The organism is Cerasicoccus arenae (genome assembly GCF_014651635.1).
Taxonomy (GTDB): domain Bacteria; phylum Verrucomicrobiota; class Verrucomicrobiia; order Opitutales; family Cerasicoccaceae; genus Cerasicoccus; species Cerasicoccus arenae.
Map to the genome: position 1 here is coordinate 49945 of NZ_BMXG01000017.1, position 21316 is coordinate 71260.

General features: G+C 52.9%; 21 protein-coding genes and 1 tRNA gene. 12 read left to right on the forward strand and 10 right to left on the reverse strand.

The window, feature by feature from the left end; all coding sequences use genetic code 11:
• Positions 1–27: 27 nt before the first annotated feature.
• From IE065_RS18075 to IE065_RS13125, 3 genes are all read left to right on the forward strand, one after another.
• The gene (locus IE065_RS18075; protein WP_200163327.1) at positions 28–513 is read left to right on the forward strand and encodes a tyrosine-type recombinase/integrase; all 486 of its coding nucleotides are present in this window, start codon (positions 28–30) and stop codon (positions 511–513) included.
• Between the two features lie 281 nt (positions 514–794).
• Complete coding sequence (locus tag IE065_RS13120) at positions 795–1790, forward strand: tyrosine-type recombinase/integrase (protein ID WP_189515817.1); 996 nt, start codon at positions 795–797, stop codon at positions 1788–1790.
• Between the two features lie 187 nt (positions 1791–1977).
• Positions 1978–2235 carry a zincin-like metallopeptidase domain-containing protein gene (locus IE065_RS13125; protein ID WP_268244962.1) on the forward strand — a complete coding sequence of 86 codons (258 nt, stop codon included), beginning with the start codon at positions 1978–1980 and terminating at the stop codon, positions 2233–2235.
• 325 nt (positions 2236–2560) lie between these two features.
• Here IE065_RS13125 and IE065_RS13130 read toward each other — a convergent pair whose 3' ends face one another.
• The 4 genes from IE065_RS13130 to IE065_RS13145 form a co-directional block, all read right to left on the reverse strand.
• Positions 2561–4636, reverse strand: a complete 2076-nt coding sequence (locus IE065_RS13130; RefSeq protein ID WP_189515821.1) for a carboxylesterase family protein — start codon at positions 4634–4636, stop codon at positions 2561–2563.
• Between the two features lie 375 nt (positions 4637–5011).
• Complete coding sequence (locus IE065_RS13135) at positions 5012–5998, reverse strand: tyrosine-type recombinase/integrase (RefSeq protein ID WP_189515823.1); 987 nt, start codon at positions 5996–5998, stop codon at positions 5012–5014.
• A gap of 86 nt (positions 5999–6084) precedes the next feature.
• A tRNA-Ser gene (locus IE065_RS13140) sits at positions 6085–6174 on the reverse strand.
• A gap of 127 nt (positions 6175–6301) precedes the next feature.
• Positions 6302–6805, reverse strand: a complete 504-nt coding sequence (locus tag IE065_RS13145; protein WP_189515825.1) for a hypothetical protein — start codon at positions 6803–6805, stop codon at positions 6302–6304.
• A 100-nt stretch (positions 6806–6905) separates the two neighbouring features.
• Between IE065_RS13145 and IE065_RS13150 the strand changes: the two genes are divergently transcribed.
• Positions 6906–7256: a DUF3127 domain-containing protein gene (locus IE065_RS13150; RefSeq protein ID WP_189515826.1), complete on the forward strand. Its 351-nt coding sequence runs from the start codon at positions 6906–6908 to the stop codon at positions 7254–7256.
• 122 nt (positions 7257–7378) lie between these two features.
• Positions 7379–7549: a 50S ribosomal protein L33 gene (gene rpmG, locus IE065_RS13155; protein WP_189515828.1), complete on the forward strand. Its 171-nt coding sequence runs from the start codon at positions 7379–7381 to the stop codon at positions 7547–7549.
• A gap of 49 nt (positions 7550–7598) precedes the next feature.
• Here the strand turns inward: rpmG and IE065_RS13160 are convergent, their stop codons facing one another.
• Positions 7599–7898 (reverse strand): hypothetical protein, encoded by a 300-nt coding sequence (locus tag IE065_RS13160; RefSeq protein WP_200163328.1) that lies wholly within the window; start codon positions 7896–7898, stop codon positions 7599–7601.
• A gap of 132 nt (positions 7899–8030) precedes the next feature.
• Entirely contained in the window at positions 8031–9113 is a 1083-nt protein-coding gene (locus IE065_RS13165; RefSeq protein WP_189515830.1) for an Mrp/NBP35 family ATP-binding protein, read from the reverse strand.
• A 130-nt stretch (positions 9114–9243) separates the two neighbouring features.
• Between IE065_RS13165 and IE065_RS13170 the strand changes: the two genes are divergently transcribed.
• The gene (locus IE065_RS13170; RefSeq protein ID WP_189515832.1) at positions 9244–10443 is read left to right on the forward strand and encodes a PD40 domain-containing protein; all 1200 of its coding nucleotides are present in this window, start codon (positions 9244–9246) and stop codon (positions 10441–10443) included.
• An 84-nt stretch (positions 10444–10527) separates the two neighbouring features.
• A complete protein-coding gene (locus IE065_RS13175; protein ID WP_189515834.1) occupies positions 10528–11580 on the forward strand; it encodes a zinc-binding metallopeptidase family protein in 1053 nt (350 codons plus the stop codon).
• Positions 11581–11586: 6 nt separating this feature from the next.
• Here the strand turns inward: IE065_RS13175 and IE065_RS13180 are convergent, their stop codons facing one another.
• Both IE065_RS13180 and IE065_RS13185 read right to left on the reverse strand, forming a co-directional pair.
• Positions 11587–12573, reverse strand: coding sequence for an agmatine deiminase family protein (locus IE065_RS13180; RefSeq protein WP_189515836.1), 987 nt, complete (start codon positions 12571–12573; stop codon positions 11587–11589).
• Positions 12574–12586: 13 nt separating this feature from the next.
• Positions 12587–13465 (reverse strand): carbon-nitrogen hydrolase, encoded by an 879-nt coding sequence (locus tag IE065_RS13185; RefSeq protein WP_189515838.1) that lies wholly within the window; start codon positions 13463–13465, stop codon positions 12587–12589.
• A 117-nt stretch (positions 13466–13582) separates the two neighbouring features.
• Here IE065_RS13185 and IE065_RS13190 point away from each other — a divergent pair, with 117 nt between their 5' ends.
• Positions 13583–13750 (forward strand): hypothetical protein, encoded by a 168-nt coding sequence (locus IE065_RS13190; protein WP_189515840.1) that lies wholly within the window; start codon positions 13583–13585, stop codon positions 13748–13750.
• Positions 13751–13770: 20 nt separating this feature from the next.
• Here the strand turns inward: IE065_RS13190 and IE065_RS13195 are convergent, their stop codons facing one another.
• Positions 13771–14628: a phytanoyl-CoA dioxygenase family protein gene (locus IE065_RS13195; protein WP_189515843.1), complete on the reverse strand. Its 858-nt coding sequence runs from the start codon at positions 14626–14628 to the stop codon at positions 13771–13773.
• 55 nt (positions 14629–14683) lie between these two features.
• On the opposite strand from IE065_RS13195, the gene IE065_RS13200 reads away from it, so the two are divergent.
• A complete protein-coding gene (locus IE065_RS13200; RefSeq protein ID WP_189515845.1) occupies positions 14684–15658 on the forward strand; it encodes a helix-turn-helix transcriptional regulator in 975 nt (324 codons plus the stop codon).
• A gap of 9 nt (positions 15659–15667) precedes the next feature.
• Here the strand turns inward: IE065_RS13200 and IE065_RS13205 are convergent, their stop codons facing one another.
• Entirely contained in the window at positions 15668–17278 is a 1611-nt protein-coding gene (locus IE065_RS13205) for a bifunctional GNAT family N-acetyltransferase/carbon-nitrogen hydrolase family protein (RefSeq protein ID WP_189515847.1), read from the reverse strand.
• 97 nt (positions 17279–17375) lie between these two features.
• Here IE065_RS13205 and IE065_RS13210 point away from each other — a divergent pair, with 97 nt between their 5' ends.
• The 3 genes from IE065_RS13210 (at position 17376) to IE065_RS13220 (ending at position 21126) form a co-directional block, all read left to right on the forward strand.
• Positions 17376–18683 carry a PEP-CTERM sorting domain-containing protein gene (locus IE065_RS13210; RefSeq protein ID WP_189515849.1) on the forward strand — a complete coding sequence of 436 codons (1308 nt, stop codon included), beginning with the start codon at positions 17376–17378 and terminating at the stop codon, positions 18681–18683.
• Positions 18684–18777: 94 nt separating this feature from the next.
• Positions 18778–20475: a single-stranded-DNA-specific exonuclease RecJ gene (recJ, locus tag IE065_RS13215; protein WP_189515851.1), complete on the forward strand. Its 1698-nt coding sequence runs from the start codon at positions 18778–18780 to the stop codon at positions 20473–20475.
• Positions 20476–20577: 102 nt separating this feature from the next.
• The gene (locus IE065_RS13220) at positions 20578–21126 is read left to right on the forward strand and encodes a hypothetical protein (RefSeq protein ID WP_189515853.1); all 549 of its coding nucleotides are present in this window, start codon (positions 20578–20580) and stop codon (positions 21124–21126) included.
• Positions 21127–21316 lie beyond the last annotated feature (190 nt).

A 21316-nucleotide genomic window follows, 5' to 3' on the forward strand; every position in this document is an offset into this window, starting at 1 on the left:
GTCAATTATGTGACCATTGAGTTATTTTTGAATTGGAAAAAGCAGTTTGGCTCGGCCAACGAGCAGACATGGTCAATGAGGCTGGGCATGGTCCGAAATTTTGCCCGCTGGATGCAAAGTGTTGACGATCGAACGGAGGTGCCGCCCGCCGAGTTGTTGCCATCTAAGATCCGTCGCCCTAGACCCTATATCTACACTGAAACAGAGATCCATTCTATACTGCGAGAAGCAAAGCGTATTCCTTCGTGGTATGGTTTGCAGACACATGCGATCCTCTTTGGTCTGCTCGCGGTAAGCGGTATGCGTGTCAGCGAGGCGATTCATCTGCGAGATAGCGACGTAGACCCTGAAGCGAAGATACTGACCATCCAGCACGCTAAGGGCGGAAAAAACCGCTGCATTGCGCTGAGTGCAAGCACGGCGAAAGTGTTGGCTACTTACCGAGCTGAACGTCAATACTTCCTCGGTAAGAATGCTCTAGCGTTTTTTATTCAAGAGTCTGGGCGTCCGTAGACGGACTGTTCTGTGCGTTACGTATTTGCCCAAATCTGTCAACGCATTGGATTGCGTGAACCCCAAGATTATTTTCGACATGGTGTTGGCCCACGCATCCATGATTTGCGACATACCTTTGCCATTAGTACACTTATTCGTTGGTATCGCGCCGGTCTAAATATAGACACAGAAATCCCAAAATTAAGTGCATGGCTTGGTCATACCAAACCATCCCGCACTTACTGGTATATCGAAGCAGTTCCAGAGCTAATGCGCTTGGCTGTCGAACGCGCTCAGAGATGAAACAAACAACATTACCTGTCTGTCTTCAGCGTTTCTTCGCTGAACGCCTTAGAAATCAGTTGAGGGCAAGCCCACACACAATCGCCAGTTACCATGACACTTTCCGACTTTTACTTAACTATGCGTCTGAGCGTCTAAATCGCGAACCAACAATGCTAGATATCGGTGACCTGGATGCCGAGTTAATCGGTGGGTTTCTCGCTGACCTTGAAGCCGAAAGAGGAAAAAGCGCACGCACTCGCAATACCCGATTGTCGGCAATCCGTTCCTTCTTCAAATATGTGTCGGTCAATGAACCACAATGGCTCCATCATTGTCAGCGCATTCTGTATTTACCGCCAAAACGATACGTAAAAAAAGTTATAGACTTCCTCGATGCCAAAGAAATCTTGGCGCTCCTTGATGCACCTGACACTAACACTTGGCATGGTTGCCGCGACCGGATAATATTGCTACTTACACTTCAAACGGGATTGCGAGTTTCCGAACTCATCAATCTCACATTGAATGATCTTGAATTTGGCCCGTCGCCCGCTGTGCACTGCTTGGGAAAAGGGCGTAAAGAACGCACTACCCCCTTGCGTAAGGATACCGTACATGCCCTGCGATTATGGCTTCGGCAACGCAACGATCCCATAGTTGATACTCTCTTCGTCAGCCAACGCCAGCAGCCTCTGAGTCTTGATGCCATTGAGCGGATTGTTCACAGGCACGTTAACGAAGCTGCGCTGAAGTGCCCGTCACTAAGCCACAAAAACATCACTCCCCATACACTGCGGCATACCTGTGCCATGCAATTATTGCAGAATGGCGTCGATACAACGGTAATAGCACTTTGGCTCTGGCACGAATCTATCGAGACCACACAAATGTATCTGCATGCAGATATGCAACTCAAAGAAAATGCCATAGCAAAAACAACGGCCACCGATGTTCCAAAAGGCCGATACAACCCCCCGGATGAAATTCTTGCCTTCCTTGAAGCGCTTTGATTATGCCGATATCAAAGGCGGCGAATGCTGTTACTATGCACTTACTCAAGCTCATGTCGGCATAATTTGGAAGTCAGCATAATGCCCCTTATGCCGATATCGGCATAAGGGCCACGCCACAGGCCACCGATTAGATCGCAAGATGCAGGGTGACTTTGGCTCCGAAAACTACTGAAAAGAGGAATTAATCGCGGAGATGACTTCCGCTTTTCTCTGTGCCCAGTGCGGTATAGATAACGAAGTGATCGACAATCAGGCGGCCTATTTGCGCAGCTGGATGAAAGCCTTAAAGTCCCACACTCGCCTTGTGATAACGGCAGCTTCGCAGGCCCGAAAGGCGGCTGATTTGATCATCGGCGAAAAGGAATCCGTAGAAGTGACAGCGGCCAAGGTCGATGCGCATGCCAGCCAACTTCACGCTGACGCCATGGCGCGTTGTCGTTAATCAGAGGGTATTGAATGACTATAAGACGATTGGATTTCAGTGCCGATATAGCCGAGATTTGGAAAAAGCATAACGGTGATTATCGTTCAGAATGAAAATGCCAATCGAGGTTGAGCATTAGGGTATATAACAATCGGCGAGCCATTAAATCTGTTCGATATTTGCCAACTAGAGCAACCAAGCATCGCCGACTGTTGCCCTAAGTGTCGGCGACACTTCGGCCAATGGATGCTCAAGGGTCAGACTAACCTATAGCCATGTTTCGGCCTGACTGATGGTAGTGTATTGATCCAGAGCATACTACGCTTTTCTGACGTTCTCATTGTTACGGAGACGGGGTTCCAGTTAGGACAACGTTATCCCAGCCGAAGACGCGTGAATTGCTGTCTGAATTGCCAAAGAGGGCGAATGAAAGGCTTGTTATTGTATTGTCGATATCGATTGAAACCTTAATCCAGTCTTGTCCGTAGCCGGAGCTGCCTCCAACTGACAAGTTGGTGCTTTCGATTAACTGGGTTGTGCCGTGACACGTGCTCTGGTCAGCATTGATGCTCGAAGAAGTCACTGGTGTGAAATTCGCAACGCTCCCATCTGTAGTTCCAGCAAGATAATAACCAAGTTCTTGGAGATTGCCCTGAGCAGACCAGTAAAAGCTGACAGTGACATCAGTGTAGCCAGTGAGATCAATACTGTCGAAAATGGTCCATCCTCGTGTGAATCCGTTAAAAACCTGGCTGTAGTCAGCGTCGCTACCTCCAAAGAATCGGCTGCCGTCTTGAGGCCCCCAGATGGTGGTTAAGCCATTTATCGATGTCGTCGGCCCCCAGCTCCTGAGAGTTGCGTCCAGTGTCGTTTCGGCACCGGCTGCTGGATTGACCACAGTCGGTGAGATGGAATAGCCCCAATCGTCGCCAGTTGCGCTCGTGCCAATGTCTTCGAAACTATTTGAAGCGATTTCAATTTCACCTGCTTGGAGTATAATCGGGGTGATCGAAAGGGCGTTTATATGACCATACCGAGCGCCGGATCCGGGTGTAGGAAGCACTACGACTTCAATCACACCGGAAGCATCCGCAGATACAGCTGGGAAAACCGGGAGCTGGTCATCGTTCATAAAAGGGTCTAAATCAATGTATTCGCTATTGATCTGATAACGTGTAGTGCGGGTATAACTGCCGTCGTTGTCATCCTTGGTAGTGAAAATTTCGATTTGATAAAGTTGATCCGGAACAAGACCACGGATCTCAAAAGAAGCACTGGGGTCGCCGGAAGTTACCTTCTTAATGGTTCGCCAGCCATCCAGAGCGACCTCATCGTCATAGAGAGTGGTCCCAACAGAACCGCTTTCGTCGCGGTTACCGAATGCTTTAGTGACTTCGAGTCGAACAGGTGTGCGACGCCCGGCGTCGGTCAGCGCGAATGGAACCACGGCCGCATCAAGTGTTTTCTCCAAAGAGTAGTTCGTGCTGTTCCAGAGTAACCCGTTCGAATCCGGATCCGTTATTCGAATGCGGCCAAAATCAAATCGGATCGTCTCATTCGGCTGAATCGTCAAAAGTTCATTCTCATTGGAGAGCAACCAATCATACATAAAACTTTCATTGTAAACGCGCCCCCAAATGTTGTGCCCGCCTGAGGCATACTCGGAGTAACGAAGAGCGTCCTCACTGTAGAAGGTGTCCCCTGAATTGGTAGAGTAATAGGGCTCACCATTGTTATAGTAAGGATTGGACGGGTTGGTGTTCAGGGGAAAGCTCACCGGAGATTTGCCAAGGGCGGCGCGGATGCTATTCACCCGGCCACGCATCTTCTGCGGGCCGTCATTGGCAGCGATATACAACCAGAGCGGCATATCCACGAGATTGCTACTATCCCCGACACCAGCGCCCTCCGCAATCGAAACGCCACCGGCAAATACCCCGTCATAATCTGACATCGCCCCCAACGACCAATCCGAACCGTTGGAAAGGCCGGTAATGTAAAGGCGACTTTTATCGATTGAATATAAATCGAGAAGATGCGCCGTCATCCGGAGCGTGCGATCCATGCCCTCACTTGTCCACCCCTTGGTCGGGTGCTGAGGCGCATACAGAAAAAAGTCACGACTCTTGGCGTTAGCGAGCAGGTTATTAATATTGTTATTGATCTGGCTCATGTTGTCGGTGCCGAATTCTCCCAAACCGTGATAAAACAGGACTAGGGGATAGGATTGAGCCGGATCATAGTTGTTGGGGACAAAAAGGCGTCCATACAGACTCGGGGATGACGAGTTGCCATGGGTGTAATTATAAACAACGAAATCAGCTGGATCAGCGGCGTATGCGGGAGTCGCGCTCCCGAGTGAGTAGGTGAGAGTCGCCAATAAGGTCGACCACAAGTGTTTTGGGGAATAGGGGATCATACAATATGGGGTTGGGGTTGGGGTTGGGTTCGATGGTAGATCAAGACATCGTAGCTCAGAGGCTACGTGATATTGGCGAAACATTTTGCCTGCGCTTGATAAGATATAACTTTTACGTAATAGCAATATGAAAATGGGCTGACGCGCATTTAGGCGTGTCTCTGAAAACAGCGATTACTCAGAGCAGGATCGCCGTGAAGCAGAGAAGGTCAGCCGCCTAAACTGCGCTCTATCTCTCCAAGGCAAGCCATTGAATATGCGATGGAGTATCACTTTGAGCGCGCCTCGGTGGAGTCCATCCGTGCCCAGTGGGAGCGCACCGATAAGCTTACTGGCGTGATTCAGGGGCGCACCGTATGCACCACGCAACAGATTTTAGATGAAGAATCCCGCCTGTTGAAGCTGGTTCGAGGCGGTTAGCCACGCCACGCAATTGGGTGTAAGTTCTATGACGCGTAAACGGCGTTTCTTGGCAATTGTGGCGTCAATGGTCACAATGCCTTCCTCCAGGTCGATGTTGTCCCAGTGGAGCTGATAGAGCTCGCTGGTGCGGATGCCCGCGAAAAGTCCAAGGGCAACTAGCGGCAGTAAGCCACCCTCTCGAAAGCGTTGAGCTGTTTTGAGCAGGCGTTTAGTCTCTTCAATGGTAAGGATTGCGGGCACCTCCCAGTCTATTTTGGGGACGGAAATGCCCTCAATGGGATTATCCCCCTTGGCGCGGTATCCTTTGCTGATGGCAAAATTGAAAAAGGTTTTGAGCGTAACGATGTAGTTTTTGAGAGATCGGGCAGAAAATCCCTCGACGCTATCCGCAGACAAACCCTTCAACTCATCCAACCAACGTTGTATTTGCGGTGTTTTTAGCTGGTGTATGGGCTTTTCACCGAAGGACTCCGCAAAAGGTCGTAAGCGATTCCGTAAATCGCGGATAGACCGAGGCCGCAGATTTCCGGCCTCCTTTTCTGCCAGTAACTTCTCAAGCGCTTCCGACACTGTCACCGCTTTGTCAGCGGGCTTGTAGTGCTCCTTGGTGAACTCAGCCGCTTCTAGCAGAGACAAACCCGTGTCACGCAGGGCAAAGATAGCCTTGATGGCTTCCTCGTGCTGGGTGGAGGTCAATTCAAAGTGCGCTTTTCCGCTGGCGACAAAGCCCCGATATTGCTGGTCAGCCCATTCTTCCGCTGCCTTCGAATCGGCAAATTGCTTTAAAACGCGCTTGCCTGCGAATTTGGCTGGAATCGAAACCCGATAGGACACGCCGAAGTCTTTTCCCTCATAGCGGTTGATGACTTCGCGAATACGAATGTCGCTTCCTGCCGGATATTCCCAGCCTTTAAGTGGACTTTGGTCTTTGTTTGCCAACGCTTTCCTAGTCTTGCCGCTTGCCGCGCGAATGCGAGTGCGTTTTGATAGGAATCTGGTAGGAATTCCGTAAGTCGTTGATAGTGTGGCGGAGAGGGCGGGATTCGAACCCGCGGAAGGATTTCTCCTTCGCATCTTTAGCAAAGATGTGCTTTCGGCCACTCAGCCACCTCTCCAAAGCAAGATTGGACACAAGAAAACGCCACCATGGGACTGTCAATGCTTTTTAGGCGGCTTTTGCAGCTCAAGTGTTGTGATTGATGTGCAATGAGGCAAGTGCAGGGGGGGGGGCTTGTTTTGCGTTTAATCGGAAATTGTGTGGTGTGGTAAGGGTGGCGGTTGTGGCATTTGACTGAGGCGGTGAATTTTGAAACAGACGCGCACTTGGCCAAGGAAAATTAAAATTGCGCCAATTATAGTGCCCCAATGAAGAACGAGCTTTGTTTGGCGCATTGTTTGCGCCCATACGTTATCGGGGACAGGCTGGCCGTAGAGTTGATTGTTGATTTGGTCCATCGTGTCTCGGATTGTGTCCCAATACTTGGAGTCCGCCATGTAATGTCCCACGTAGATGAATGAAATTCCGATGATCAGGCCCAAAATGAACTGCGTCCAGATGATGCGCTGCCAACCACGTTTAGCATCAGTTGAGACTAAGCGAAGGTTGCGGAGATCGAGCAGACCGATGGCCAATAGTGCTACATTTATCGCCAGTCCGGGACCGTCCAGTTGGGTGAGCGAATAAATTGCACCAGGTGCCGCGAATATGATTAGCACCCAGGCGGCAAAGCGAATCCAGGTAACCATGTGGTAATCCTTGCGATAGATTAGCTGCTCGCAAGGTAATCTTCGGATGGCAGGGAAATAGTTTTGCCCTACGCGAAACGATCCCCTTAGATACCGCGCCATGTTTGAATTATCTGGAAAAGTTAAGCTCGTTTTGGAAGAGCAAACCTTCGGTAGTGGCTTTAATAAGCGCGAATTCGTGCTGACCACCACCGCGGACCGTTACCCGCAGGACATCAAGTTTGAGACCGTGAAGGAGAAAACTTCTATGCTCGACGGTCTGTCGGAGGGCGATGAAGTCACCGTTAGCTTTGACGTGCGCGGTCGTGAATGGAAGGGCAACTACTACGTTAATCTCAACGCTTGGAAAGTCGTTTCTGGTGGTGGCAGCAAGTCTGAATCGAGCGATGGGCCGCCCTTGGACCACTACGACAACAATGCTGAGGCCGAAGAAGAAGACGTGCCGTTTTAACCGTTTCACCGCGACATAACAATTGTCTGATTACGCAGGATTCTAGACCTAAATAAAATAGTTGCCAAGGCGGTGCAAAGCGCCCATTTTGGCCAGCTTTTCAACTTTAGACCTACACAACCATGGCAAGAGAAACCGTTATTTTGGAATGCACTGAAGCGCGCAAGGAGAACAAACCAGTCTCCCGCTATATGACCACGCGCAATAAGAAGCTCCAGGGCGATCGCGTCGAAAAGAAGAAGTATAATCCTTCTCTACGTCGCCACACCATTCACCGCGAAATTAAGAACTAATCGCGGCAAAAGTCTTTTTTACCACAGGCCAGTCTCCTCGGAGGCTGGCTTATTTTTTGCGCCGAATGGCAGGTGGTCGGGTGTTTGTGCGTTTGCGTGCGCGTTTCGTTGCGGGAAATTCGATCGGTTCATCGGGAGAATCACGTCGTTCCGAGCGCCATTTATCGCGATGGTTGCGAATCCAGTCCAGCAAGGCCCGCTCAAAACCAATGTCGTACCCACGCTTTTCTGATTCGATCCACTTATGACGTAAGATTTCCTCACGCTCCGCCAAGAACTCCTGATAAAGGCTGGAGCGTTGCATCAAATCCTCCCCGTTGGGGGGGGATTTACGTTCTGGAGCTTTCATATGTTTAGACGGCGCAAGACGGGAGTCCTCCGCAGTGCCCAAGCAAGGCGTTGGTTTCAGTTAGGTTAGACAAATTAAAAGCTTATCCTTCAGGCTTGTAAAGCCCCTTAACCGTTAAAACTTTTCAAATTATCACAACTCTGTGACGGGAAATTCTGCTTTTAGACGCTCGGCGATTTTCATAAATGCTTGGGAAGCAGGTCTTTGTGGGTCGCTTATGACAATCGGGATGCCTAAATCGGAACCTTCCCGGAGTAAAGGGTCCAGAGGGACTTCACCCAGAAAATCGGTTTCCAAGGCTTGTGCGGTGCGGCGCCCCCCCCCTTGACCGAAGATGTACTGCCTCGCGCCGTCGGCCCCTTCGAGGTAACTCATGTTTTCCGCCACTCCGATTAGTGGCACGTTAACTTTGCCGAACATCATGGCCCCGCGTCGGGCGACATTGACCGCTGCCGCTTGGGGAGTGGTCACGATGATCGCGCCGCGTAGAGGCAAGGTTTGGACGAGGGATAACTGCGCGTCACCGGTGCCGGGTGGTAGGTCAACAATCAGAAAATCTAGCTCCCCCCATTCAACATTGGCTGCGAATTGTTGGATGGTTTTCATGATCATCGGGCCGCGCCAGACGACTGGCGTGTGCTCATCGACGAGTAGTCCCATGGACATTACGCGGACATTGAAATTTTCCACCGGAATAAGCATCTCGCCCTGAATCTCGGGCTGACGGCTAACCCCCATCATCAGTGGAGTGGAGGGTCCGTAAATATCGCAATCCATCAGGCCGACTCGGCGCTTTCGGCCGCTTTCGGTCAGCACACGGTCCAACGCGCAGGCTAGATTGACGGCAAACGTGCTCTTGCCAACCCCCCCCTTACCACTGGCCACCGCGATAATGTGTTTTACACCGGGTAACGCTTGTTGCGCAGGGCCAGTGACGGTCCGCGCGTCACCTGATGCGGGAGGCGGTGTCTTTGGTTTGCTCACCACCACGCTGACATCGGCTGACGTTACGCCATCGAGCTGTGCGAGGACGTTTTCGACATCGGCTTTCACTTGCGTGGGGATGCGTGGGTCTCCTGTGGTCAAGGCAAGGTGGACTTTGGCCACGCCTTCTTGAAATTCGATGTTCTTGACCAGCCCGAAGGAAATGATGTCCCGGCTGAATCCGGGATACTTAACGGCCTTCAGGGCTGTTTCGATCTGCGATGTGTCCATGTTGATTGCGATATGATTTCGTGGAGCAAAGGGGCAACTATGGGCATGGCTCTGCTCGCTTTCAATGGCCAAGCAATAAAATTTATAAATTCCGATTGAACCGTTGCCCGCTCATGATTGTCTCAGTGGCATGCGCTTGTTTCGATTACTTTGCCCGCTGATCGGGTTACTCTTCGCCTTCCAGTTTAACGCTTACGGACAATCTCCCTATACGATCGAAAAAAAGATCGATAAGAAGGTCACGCCTATCGCGATACAAAGCGGGGATGCTTCGGCCCAAGCTTTGGCCTCCTTTGCCTTTAACACCCACGGGGCGTTTAGCGTCACGACGCCCAGCAAGGCTTCCGCCGTTCTGGTGCTAACACCACTGACTGGCAATCGCTGTCAGTTGAAGATCGTGACGGGTTCACCTGCGCAGGTGCTCTATGAGGGGACTGCTGACGGCTCCAGTCCGGAGAGTGCGATCCTGCGTGCGTGTGATGCCGCGGTTAAGGCGCTCACCAACAAGCCGGGCTATTTTGGTGGGCAGATTGCCTTTGTCAGCAATCGCACTGGCAATCGCGAAGTCTGGATGGGTGATCTGTTTTTCCGTTGGGTTAAGCCACTGACGACTGACAAGTCCAACGCGTTACGGCCATACCTTGCGCCTGACGCAAAGACGGTTTTCTATCGCAGCTATTACCGCACTGGTTTTCCTGATGTCTTTAAGCAAGACGTGGCCACTGGCCGCCGCGTCCCCTTTGCCAGTTACAAAGGCACCAACGCCGGCGGTGCGGTCAGTCCCAATGGCCAGCAAGTTGCATTGACCCTTTCTGCCCCTGGTAACATGGAACTCTACGTGGCAGACATCAATAGTAGTGGTAAGCCCTTGCGTCTTACTACCAACCGCTACGTAGAAACCGACCCCGCTTGGTCGCCCGATGGTCGCCGTCTCGTTGTTACAAGTGACCAGCTTGGCTATCCACAGCTTTATGAAATCCCGTCTCGCGGTGGCCCAATGACGCGCTTGCAAACCAACATTAGCAAATACTGCGCGGAGCCTAGCTGGAACCCGCTTGACGAAAGCAAAATTGTCTTCACTGCGAACATGGGCGGGAGCTATGAGTTAGCGCTCTATCAGTTCGGCCAAGGTTCAGCGCAAGTTCTAACCAGTTTCCCCGGCGACGCCAAAGAGGCAGTTTGGCTGAACGACGGCCGGCACATCATCTACACTGAGAAAGCGCCCGGTAATCGTGAGAAGCTGGTCATTTTCGACAGCGAAACGAAAAAGCGCACACCCATCACGCCCGACAATTTCGGCAACGCTTCCCAAGCGAGCTTTGCTTATTGAAGCGGCGAAAGTTGGTTTAGATCATTCGCAGGTTCGCCGATCAATCTTGGCAGTCTTCGCAATGCGGCCTATTTATAGTTGGAAATGAAAGTCTTTCAATGCGACCACTGCGGGCAGCTGCTGTTTTTTGAGAACACTTTTTGTGGTTCATGCGGCAGTGCGCTGGGCTATCTATGGCGCCAAAACACACTGAGTGCACTTGTGGAAAACGATGGTGCGTTGGAGGCGTTATCGAGTCCCCAAGCGCGCTACCGTTACTGCGCCAACCACGCCCACGACGCATGCAATTGGTTGGTCCCAGATTCAAGCGAGAATGCGTTTTGTCGCAGTTGTGAGCTGAATCATACCATTCCTGATCTTAGCTTACCCGATAATCATGCCGCTTGGCTTAAGCTCGAGGCAGCGAAGCACCGACTGGTTTATAGTCTGCTGCGTCTGAATTTACCCGTGAAGAGCCGTTTAACTGAGCCCAAGACCGGACTGTGGTTTGATTTTCTGGCTGATGTCCAAGGAGAAGACCGCGTTACTACGGGGCACGACAGCGGATTAATCACCATGAATATTGTCGAGGCTGATCCCGTCCACCGCGAAGCAGAGCGTGCAAATATGCATGAGCCATATCGGACGCTCATTGGACACTTCCGCCATGAAATTGGTCACTATTACTGGGATATACTGGTTGCTCCGAATCAGGATAAATTGGAGCGGTTTCGCGCGATTTTTGGCAATGAACAACAGGATTATCAGGCATCGCTTGAGCGGCATTACCAAGAGGGACCGCCGCAAAATTGGGCTGAGTCCTATGTCAGCGCCTATGCCACCATGCATGCGTGGGAAGACTGGGCCGAGACTTGGGCGCATTATCTCCACTTGCTCGATACGCTGGAGACCGCTTATGCCTTTGGCCTGACTCTAGACGCCGACCTCAAGGCTCCGGCATCCGTCAAAATGGCGGCGGACTTCGACCCCTACGGCCAACCTGATTTTCAACCGATCCTCGAGTCCTGTCTTCCGATTACATTTGCTGTCAATAGCCTCAACCGTGGTATGGGCCAGCCGGATTTATATCCCTTCGTCTTGCCGAGAGCCGTTGTGGAAAAACTGCGTTTTGTGCATCAGTTGGTGCAGCCGGATTGACCGACCTCACGCTGGCTCGTTGGCGGAGATGCAGTGCAGCGCACCACCTTCTTCCAGCAGCAGTCTGCAGTCGATAGGGACGATTTTGCGATCGGGGAAGCAGTCCTTTAAGGTGCCGATTGCCCACTGATCCGTTGTCTTCTGGCCGAAAACAGGGGTCAGCACCGCGCCATTGATCACTACATAATTGGCGTAACTGGCGGGTAACTCTTCACCTTTGGTGTTGAATATTGGGTCGGGCAGGGGCAGTTCTACTACTTGTCCAAAGCGCGCCTTGAGGATCTCGTGGTTGTCCTTGAGTGCTGGCGTACGCTGGCTGGAAACGCATAGCACGGCATCCTCCGCGAAGAAGCGGGCGAGGTTGTCGATATGGCCGTCGGTATCGTCATTGGGTAGCTCGGTAGGCAGCCAAACGATTTCCTTGATCCCGAGCGCATCCGCGAAAATGCTCTCATAGTCGGCCATGGAGAGGCCGGGATTACGGTTCGGATTGAGCAGCACCGGGGTTGTGGTCAGCATGACTCCCGCGCCGTTCACCTCAATGCCGCCGCCTTCAAGGATCACGTCGTAGCTATCGCACGGTTGCCCCAATGCTTCTGCAATACGGGGGGGGGTAGCGTTATCGAGATCCCACGGTTCAAATTTACCGCCCCAGGCGTTGAAATTCCAATTGGTCACGCGGACTTGGCCATCTTCCTTAATGTAGATGGGCCCATGGTCACGACACCAGACATCATTGGTGGGGTGGTCGTAGAGCCAGATATTTTCCCAGACGGCTTTGGCGTGGCGCAGTTGATTGCGGATGCCGACATGCGCGTCTTCTTCGGCGTTGATGTTCACGCGCTGAAAGCGACTAGCAGCGGCGGTGATCTCAGCAAACTTTTCCGCTATGGCCTCATGTTTCTGCGGCCAGATATGCATCGAAACTGGCCAAGACAGCCAAAGCGCGGTTTGCGGTTCCCATTCAGCGGGCATGCGGCGGGTGGAGGTCATTGATTTGAAATTTTTAATCCAGAAACCGTTTCGTTAGCCCGTCGTAGGCGTCGATGCGTCGGTCGCGGAAGAATGGCCAGATGCGGCGGAAATCTTCTTGGGCCTTCAAGTCGCATTCAACGATGGAAACGCCAGCGGCAGTGGAGTCCATGCGGTGCTTGATCTGGCCGTAGTAGTCACTGACGAATGACTGCCCCCAGAACTCGGTGTCGCCCTCAGTTCCCACGCGGTTGACAGCAACCACGTGGCAGCCATTGGCTACGGAGTGGCCGCGCTGCACGGTTTCCCAAGCAGTATGTTGGGCCTCGCCGAGTTCGGTTTTTTCCTCAGGCAGCCAGCCGATTGCGGTTGGGTAGAAAAGGATGTCCGCGCCAGCGAGCGCCGTTAAGCGCGCGGCTTCGGGATACCATTGGTCCCAGCAAATACACACACCGAGTTTGCCAAATTTAGTGTCCCACACGCGGAACCCGAGGTCGCCGGGGGTGAAATAAAATTTCTCCTCGAAGCCGGGGTCTTGCGGGATGTGCATCTTGCGATATTTACCCAGCAGCGAGCCGTCAGCGTCAATGATTGCGGCGGTGTTGTGGTAAAGACCGGGTGCGCGCCGCTCAAAGGTGGGGACAATGATCACGACCCCTAGCTCGGCAGCCAAGGCTTGCATCGCCTCGACCGATGGGCCGGGAATTGGCTCCGCGAGGTCAAACTGTGCGACATCCTGCGTTCGACAGAAGTAGAGCGTATTGAACATCTCCGGTAGGCAGATGATCTGCGCGCCTTGCGCTGCCGCTTCTCTAACGAGCGCCGAGGCAGTTGCCACGTTTTGCGCGGGGTCGGCGACCATCGCCATTTGAACGAGGCCTAACGAAACAGTTTGCGAGTTGGGTTCGCCCATACTTAGGAGCCAAAAAACTTAGTGAATCGCGCGCAAGCTTAGAGTGTCGCTTGAATTTGGCCTAAAATATGCGATTGTTATACTGTGGAAAAGGTAATGCTGAGAATATTGGCGGCCATGGTATTTTGCGTCATTGCATTATACACATGGTGGGCTCGCTCATATGGATGGAGCTGGGTGGAGATTTCCTTCTTTGATTTCTGGGCTTATCAGATGGTGTTTCTCAGCTCGGCTTATTTGCTCTATCGCTGGGATGAAGTCCACGGCCACTCGATCGACGAGTAGCCGTAGGCTACTAATCGTTGTTACAGAAAGAACTTCTTAACTTTATCTTCTTCGCTGGCACCTTTGATGCGGTAGCTGAAAAAGTGGTCATAATGCGCAGCATGCCATTCGCCATCGGCGGAATCATTGTAAGATAAGAATATCTGGCGGCGGAAGCCGTCAGTGGTGTTTGGACCGGCCTCGTGGGGGGTGAAACAGTCAAAGAAAATAACATCGCCCGGTTCTGCGCAGACGACCTCGGGCTCGACACCGTCGACGACCTTTCGATCAAGAAAGGACAGCTCACCCGGGGCGTTAATCAGGCCATTCTTATGTAGGCCGGGGTAAAGCGTGGTCGCGCCGTTGGCGATGGTAGTGTAGTCAATTGCGATGCAGACGGAGATTGCGCTCGTGGGCAGGCCTTGCCACCAAGTGTAGTCTTGGTGGAGCGCGTTACCCTGAGAATGGGGGGGCTTGTAGATAAGCTTGTCCTTGAGGAGGCGCGGCTCACGGCCTTCGTAAATGGTGGCGAGCACGTCGGCAATGCGGCGGTCGCGGGTTAGTCGGCTCCAGAAGGGGTGGAGATCGGCAAATGGATCGATTTTCCAGATGCGTGCATCCCGCGTTAGGTCGAGGCGAAGATTGCCATCTACCTGGAGCTCCTCCATGGCCAGAAGGGCGTCAGCCTGCGTTTGCATTGTCTCGGCGAAATCGGCCACGAGGCCGCGTTTGACCAAGAAACCCTGCTCGTGGTAGCGCGTTAGTTCGTCGGCAGTTAGAGCGAATTGCAGCGGCTTGGCCGTCGCCTGATGGGCGGTCCAAGAGAGCTTTTCGTCCAGACTGCGGGCGGGGGTTTGCATGGTCTTCGTGGTGAAGGGGGGGGGGGCGGTTATGTTCATGGCGTCCATTATAGCATCGACGCGATGCCTTTTCCTGACAAATATTGCCACATTTATGTCATTAGATGATAAAGACGACGCATTACATGATTGCATCTACGGTGGGCCGAACCCCGTGGAGGTCATTGAAGAGCGTCTTGCGACTGCGGGGATAGCTTTCCCTGTCATGACGTCGGTGCGGTATGAGGCGGATTTCGTCAACGACTGGGCGGGCTGGGCCTTTCGTCCGGGTGACGGGCTGGTTTATCAGACTGCGGCTGCGCGGCCTGGGCGAGGGGACGAGTGGCGGTTGGCCCGCGATCCGTTGGAATGGCAATGGAGCCTCCAGCAATGTATTGTCGAGCTACGTCGCCGCAATCTGCCAGCGACTGGGATTGACACGCGACCTGAGGCCGAGGCCCGCTTCCGTCAATTAGCTCTCCAGCATTGCCAGACTGCGCGTCCGCCTTGGCGCGAAGCGGTCACTTGTTGGAGTGATGTTGTGCTCCGCCAGACGGATCGGAAAATTCACGATACCCAACGCGCGTTTCTTCGCTTTTTACTCGATGCTAGTGTGCCACTGGATACGATTGGCGTCGTAGGGCATCGTTTTCACCATGCGATGCAGCAGTTGCTTGCATCTTTTTCACCATCGGCTCTGATTCATTGGCTGATGCAGGGGCTGGAGATTGCCCAAGAACAGCTTGTCCGTCAAAATCGTCGGTTAGACGAGCCGATGAGGCGTGCGTTGGCGTATGTTCAGGCGCATTTGGCCGAATCACTGTCATTGGAGAACGTTGCGGGGGCAATCCCGATGAGTTCCGCTGCATTTTCCCGGAAATTTAAGTCTGTGATGGGCCAGACTTATACAGACTATATTCAGGCCGTGCGCCTTGAGCGCGCAATCCCGTTGTTGCTGCGGACCAATCGCACGGTGCTCGATATTGCGCTGGACTGCGGGTTCGGCTCGGTGGAGCAATTCCACCGCGTGTTTAAGCAGCGTATGGGCGTCACCCCGCTCGCTTATCGACACGGGCGGGTGACGGCTTGATTGGTTGGCTTATTCTGGTAACTGAAAGGGCACGGACTTCGTGGCGTCGGCGTGTGGCCCAGGCAAGTTCTTGAGTTTGGAGCGGATCTCGAAGAGGTCGGTGCGGCGATCCTGGCGAGGGCGAACGGCACCGGTGTTGCGGACGCGGTGCAGGTCGGATACATCCAAGTCGGTAATGAGGAGCGTTTCCACGTTGGAATCGGCAATGGCCTGGATGCCGTCGCGGGCGAACTCAAAATCACTCGGCGTGTAAACAGCGGCTTGCCCGTAATGGATATCCATCGCGGATACGCTCGGTAGGTTGCCAACGATGCCAGCCGTGACGACATAGATCTGATTTTCGATTGCACGAGCCTGAGCGCAATATTTTACCCGTAGATAGCCTTGGCGATTATCGGTGCAATACGGCACGAAGATGATTTCGCAGCCTTGATCCGCGAGGTAGCGCGTGGCTTCGGGAAACTCGATGTCGTAGCAAATTTGCACACCGATTTTGGCCTTGGGCGTATCGACTACGTAGACCTCGCTGCCACCGGAAATGCCCCAGTACTTACGCTCGGCTGGTGTGATGTGCAGTTTGGGTTGGGCGACGTGCTCGCCGTCGGGGGAGAAAATCAGGCTCTGGTTGAGGATCTTTTCGGGGTTCTTCTCCGATGCGATGGGATGGCTGCCAGCGATAATGTAGCAGCCATACTTGATCGCCAAGCTGCTCATCAATTCGATGAACTGCCCGCTCAGCTCGGTGAGGCGGCGTATGGCCTCCAACGGAGCCAGATTGGGCATTGTGGAGAGTAATTGGACCGAGAAAAACTCAGGAAACAAAACGAACTCCGTATTATAGTCCGCGGCGGTCTCAATGAAATACTCCGTTTGGGCGGCAAAGTCCTCAAAGGTTTTGATGCCGCGCACCTGATACTGAACGCATGCCACGCGCACCTTGGAGGATTGGCCTTCCTCTGGCGGGTCGTAGTCTGGGTTGAGCCACTCGATCAGGCTGGCGTTGTTCAGGCTGTTCGGGTCAGGCAGGTAATTCTTTAAGATATCGCGGAGAATGAAGCCTTCGCGCAGTTGGAAACTTAGGACTAAGTCCTTGAGTTCGCCTTCCTCGACACGGCGAGCATACTCATCGGGGGTCATTTCGCTAGCGTGATCGCTGTAATTCCACAGGCGTCCACCGGCCAGAATACGGCGGAGGTTGAGATCGCGGCAAAGTCGGCGGCGGGCTTCGTAAAGCGCTGCGCCCACGCCTTGGCCGCGCGTATCGGGGTCGACGTAGACATCGGCACCGTAGAGGGTGTCACCGCGTGGGTCGTGATTATGAAAATAGCCACCGTCGGTGATACCTGCGTAGGTGTGTGGGCGCAGTGGAACCGAGCCCATGTCGACGATTAGGCTGCAAATGGCCCCCGCGATTTGGCCATCGAGCTCGGCAACGAGCTGACCTTGTGGAAAATAACGTAAGTGAGAGCGTAGATGCCCCTCGCGCCAGCACACGTTCTCCTCCGCCAAAGCCGGGTATGACTTTTTATTCAGCTCGACCAAGAATGGAATATCACTCTGGTTGGCTGCGCGGATGAGAATTTCGTGACCCTTGGGGCCCGTTAAGGTAAACGGCTGCATAGGATTAAACTGTCTTCTCAGAAAAACAAAAATGCAAGCGGTCATATGCACGTTCTGCATTGATTCCCCAAGTGTTTTTGCCTAGGGTGCTGTCAAAATGAAGCGCTACGCACTCACTGCATTATTGTTTTCGGCTTCCGTGCTCACGGCTCAGGTGACGAGTAACTGGACGGGTGGCGGCGATGGCTCCGATTTTTTTGACACCCTTAATTGGGATAACGGTGTGCCGACCTTTCAGGATACGGCAAACTTTGGCTCAATCGCAGATGGCTCCTTTATCAACTTTTCCTCGGGAGACATTGATGTAGCCGGTTTGGAGATCAACACCTTGGGCCTTGATGGAGGCGTTACCCTGTCAGGGGAGAATGCCGTTTTCATCAATAATCATGCCTCCGTTAATGGTGGCGGTATTTTCGCCGACGGTTTCGATAAGTTGGTCGATATTGGATTTGAGGCAGATTTTGAGATATTTGGGACGGATGATTTCACCTTCACCGGCCGCGACATCCAGAATAATGGCACATTTACGCTTTCAGGGACCAATCAGGTTACCTTGAGTAATTCGACGTTTAATAACCTTGGCTCGTTGCTCATCGAAAACTCAGCCAACCTGTTTAATGATGGCAATGGCCTCTTAAATAATACCGGCGGTGATATCGTCTACGATGCGCCTGGGTCCATTGCCGTTGGCTGGGATGTTGTGAATGACAATGGCCGGGTGGCGGCGGTTCAGGGGAAACTAGGCTTTCAAGGCCCTTACCAGCAGGACAATGGCGACACGGTTGTGGCCAATTTTGCGGAAATCGCTTTTCATGGGACCACGGTTTTCAATAGCGGACGTATTTTAGGGGAAGGCCTACTCAATAATAACACGGGTTCGGCAATTGATGTCTTTGCCACCTTTGTTGACGCCATGGGTAACCCCGAGGCGCACATTATCAATGGTGATCCGCAAATGCCGGGCAAACTGACTTTCAGTGGAGACTATACCTTCGACGAAAACACGGTGTTCTTCTTTGACATCATGGGTCCGGGTAGCACCGAATACGACCAAGTAGAGTTTGTGAGCGGATTGGCGGACTTTAACGCGGGCCCGGATATCATTATTTACGGCGATGCCAGCATCAAGAGCACGGTGACCAGTGTGGATCTCTTCGATATTGTAACGGGCGATTACGTCGGAATCTTTTCTACTTTAAGTGAAGGTAGTCAGATTTTTGTTTTCAACAATGATCCGCTCGGCTCTCCGCTTCTGGGCACATTTGATATTTTCTATACTACCGGCGCTATCCAATTAGGAAACTTTACGCCGGTACCTGAGCCACAAACATGGGCCCTTATTGGCCTCGGCGCTGGATTAATCGGCTTGTGGGCCCGCCGCCGTTTTGTGCGTAAAGCAGCTTAGCTGTGCTGGTTGATAGGCAGAAAAAGTCTTATAAGGGCCCCCGAGCGCAATAGCGTTGCCAAGGCTCACGGGATTTGGTGGTCTGAAGTTTTACATGCAGTGGCGGACAATTGATACACCTAAAGACGCGATGAATCGCCTAATGCGCGAGCTGGGCGTCACGAGTGTGGTCGCAACCTTACTTGCGCAGCGCGGTTTTAATGAACCCTCCAGCGCGGAACGCCACCTGCACCCGAAGCTCGCTCATCTGGACGACCCGTTTGCCATTAAGAATATGGATCGCGCCGTTGAACGCCTGATCGCTGCTTTACGTGACGGAGAACGGATCACGGTGGTGGGCGATTACGATGTCGACGGCGTCACGAGCACTTCGTTGTTGGTCATGATCTTGCGCCGTTTTGGTGCTAGCCCGCGTTATTTTGTGCCTCGCCGTCTCGACGAAGGCTATGGTCTGAGCGAGGCCGCGCTGGAACGCGCCTTGGTTGACGGCAAACCTGACCTGTTTATTGCGCTGGATTGCGGTACAAATTCCGTGGCTGAAGTTGCGTCCCTGACCTCATTGGGAATCGATGTACTTATTATAGACCACCACCAGTCGAAAGATGAGACGCCAGCGGACGCAATTCTCATCAATCCGCATATTTCCGGCCAGAGTGACGAGGCCTGGGGCGATAGTTGCACAGTGGGCTTGGTCTTCAAGTTTGTTCATGGTCTCGTTAAGCGGATGCGTGAACTGGGTGATCCAGTGGCAAAAGACATCAAGTTGCGTGATTATTTGGACTTGGTGGCTCTGGGGACGGTTGCCGACCTCGTACCTTTGCGGGACGAAAACCGGATTTTTACGCGATTTGGCCTGCAACGCTTGGGGCAAACCGAGCGCCCGGGCCTGTTGGCGCTCATGCAAGTGGCTGGTTTGGAGCTGGAGCAGCCGCTCGCCACAACCGATATTGCCTTCCGGCTGGGGCCACGTATCAATGCAAGTGGCCGATTGGCCGACGCCGCCGTCCCGGTGAACCTTCTATTAAGTGAAGAATACGGCGAAAGCTTGGAAATCGCGCGCGAACTGGATTCCCGCAACCGTGAACGCCAGACGATTGAGCGAGCCATTGTCGAAGAGGCACGGAAACAGGCACTGGAGCAGGGGGACGCGGCGGGCCTAGTGGTCCACGGCGCAAACTGGCACCCTGGAGTCGTCGGCATTGTCGCCGGCAAGCTGGCGAAAGAATTTTACCGTCCGTGTATGGCCTTGGGCGGGGAGGGCGATTTGGCCAAGGGCTCAGGCCGCAGCGTGGCAGGAATTGACTTGCAGGCTGCTCTACATTTTTGCGACCACCTATTAATGGAGTGGGGGGGGCATCCCATGGCGGTCGGTGTGACTTTAGAGGCCAGCCACGTGCCCGAACTTCGTAAAGCCTTTGCCCATGCAGTTTCCAGCGTGGTTCCGGAGTTGCTGGAGCCTGATTTGGCCATTGCCGCTTGGCTGGATGCCAATCAATTACATGGCGATGTCGTGGCTTCTTTGGAGGAACTACAGCCCTATGGGCAAGCTCATCCAACGCCTGTCATTGGTCTTCGCGGTGTGCGGTTGACGGAATCTCCGATGATATTTGCTGAATCCCATGCGCGTTTCCGCTTTAAATCAGATGGCGGAGATGCTTTTTCCGCAGTGGCTTGGAATTTTGCTAAGCGTTTGCCGCCAACTGGGCGGGACATCGAGCTAGCCGTCAAACTAGGCTGGAATCGCTGGCAAGGCCGCTGCGAACCACAGGCCGAAGTGCTGGATTGGCGTTGAGCGAAATTTGCTTTGTCAGCGCTAGGGGTGACTGATTGTCTGGGCTCAGTGAAACGGGCGGCGTCATTCATTCATCGGTCGATATTATTACTGCTGTATTGCGTGGCATTGCCATTGGGAGCCGCGGATGAAGTGTCTGAGGAGGCCATTCTTTTACCGGATGCCGAGACCTTTGCCGCGCTAGCCGGTTATAAAGAAGGGATGATGACCTATTTCGAAGTGAGCCCTTTGGAATCGGAAGCCCCGTTTATTGTCCGCGGGACTTACAACTTTGTCGAAAAGTCGGAGGTTCGGTATGCAATCACTCTTTATCCCGCTAACAGGCACGCATGGAGTCTGCTGCAAATGCGCAAAGATGGCTCGAGTCTTACGGAAGATGAGCGAAAATATTTGGCGATCATGGAGTCGATGCGCCAGGAATTACCTGATGGCAGAATGATCTATTGCTTTGGAATGGCAGGCGCAGGCGGTGAGGGAGCGAGTTACCTGCTGACTCTTAGCGATGGTAGTTATGATTTATACCTGTCGAAATCCACTGCTTATGAGATGAACTGGGCGCACCCGAAACCCAATCTATCCGTTGGAGAGGTACTCTTAGGCTTAGAGAAGTGGCTAATCGAGGCGAATGCACCGATTAGGCAGGGGCGGTAATGCGCTATTCTTTAAGATGAATCGGCTCAAAGTGGCAAAAATGTAAGGACGTGGTTGCTGATTCGGCGCTAAAAAGCAGCGAGTATCCCTCGATTTCGGTGCGGACTGTGTATATCTTTCGCGGGAAGTCGGATAAAAATCGCCTTGGCACAGAATCAAATAAGAAGAGGGTCTTCTGTAGCCCAGTGTT

Coding starts and splice junctions, on each gene's coding strand:
- IE065_RS13120 (WP_189515817.1), top strand. CDS start 795: ATGAAACAAACAACATTACCTGTCTGTCTTCAGCGTTTCTTCGCTGAA.
- IE065_RS13130 (WP_189515821.1), bottom strand. CDS start 4,636: ATGATCCCCTATTCCCCAAAACACTTGTGGTCGACCTTATTGGCGACT.
- IE065_RS13145 (WP_189515825.1), bottom strand. CDS start 6,805: ATGGTTACCTGGATTCGCTTTGCCGCCTGGGTGCTAATCATATTCGCG.
- IE065_RS13150 (WP_189515826.1), top strand. CDS start 6,906: ATGTTTGAATTATCTGGAAAAGTTAAGCTCGTTTTGGAAGAGCAAACC.
- rpmG (WP_189515828.1), top strand. CDS start 7,379: ATGGCAAGAGAAACCGTTATTTTGGAATGCACTGAAGCGCGCAAGGAG.
- IE065_RS13160 (WP_200163328.1), bottom strand. CDS start 7,898: ATGAAAGCTCCAGAACGTAAATCCCCCCCCAACGGGGAGGATTTGATG.
- IE065_RS13165 (WP_189515830.1), bottom strand. CDS start 9,113: ATGGACACATCGCAGATCGAAACAGCCCTGAAGGCCGTTAAGTATCCC.
- IE065_RS13170 (WP_189515832.1), top strand. CDS start 9,244: ATGCGCTTGTTTCGATTACTTTGCCCGCTGATCGGGTTACTCTTCGCC.
- IE065_RS13175 (WP_189515834.1), top strand. CDS start 10,528: ATGAAAGTCTTTCAATGCGACCACTGCGGGCAGCTGCTGTTTTTTGAG.
- IE065_RS13180 (WP_189515836.1), bottom strand. CDS start 12,573: ATGACCTCCACCCGCCGCATGCCCGCTGAATGGGAACCGCAAACCGCG.
- IE065_RS13185 (WP_189515838.1), bottom strand. CDS start 13,465: ATGGGCGAACCCAACTCGCAAACTGTTTCGTTAGGCCTCGTTCAAATG.
- IE065_RS13190 (WP_189515840.1), top strand. CDS start 13,583: ATGGTATTTTGCGTCATTGCATTATACACATGGTGGGCTCGCTCATAT.
- IE065_RS13195 (WP_189515843.1), bottom strand. CDS start 14,628: ATGAACATAACCGCCCCCCCCCCCTTCACCACGAAGACCATGCAAACC.
- IE065_RS13200 (WP_189515845.1), top strand. CDS start 14,684: ATGTCATTAGATGATAAAGACGACGCATTACATGATTGCATCTACGGT.
- IE065_RS13205 (WP_189515847.1), bottom strand. CDS start 17,278: ATGCAGCCGTTTACCTTAACGGGCCCCAAGGGTCACGAAATTCTCATC.
- IE065_RS13210 (WP_189515849.1), top strand. CDS start 17,376: ATGAAGCGCTACGCACTCACTGCATTATTGTTTTCGGCTTCCGTGCTC.
- recJ (WP_189515851.1), top strand. CDS start 18,778: ATGCAGTGGCGGACAATTGATACACCTAAAGACGCGATGAATCGCCTA.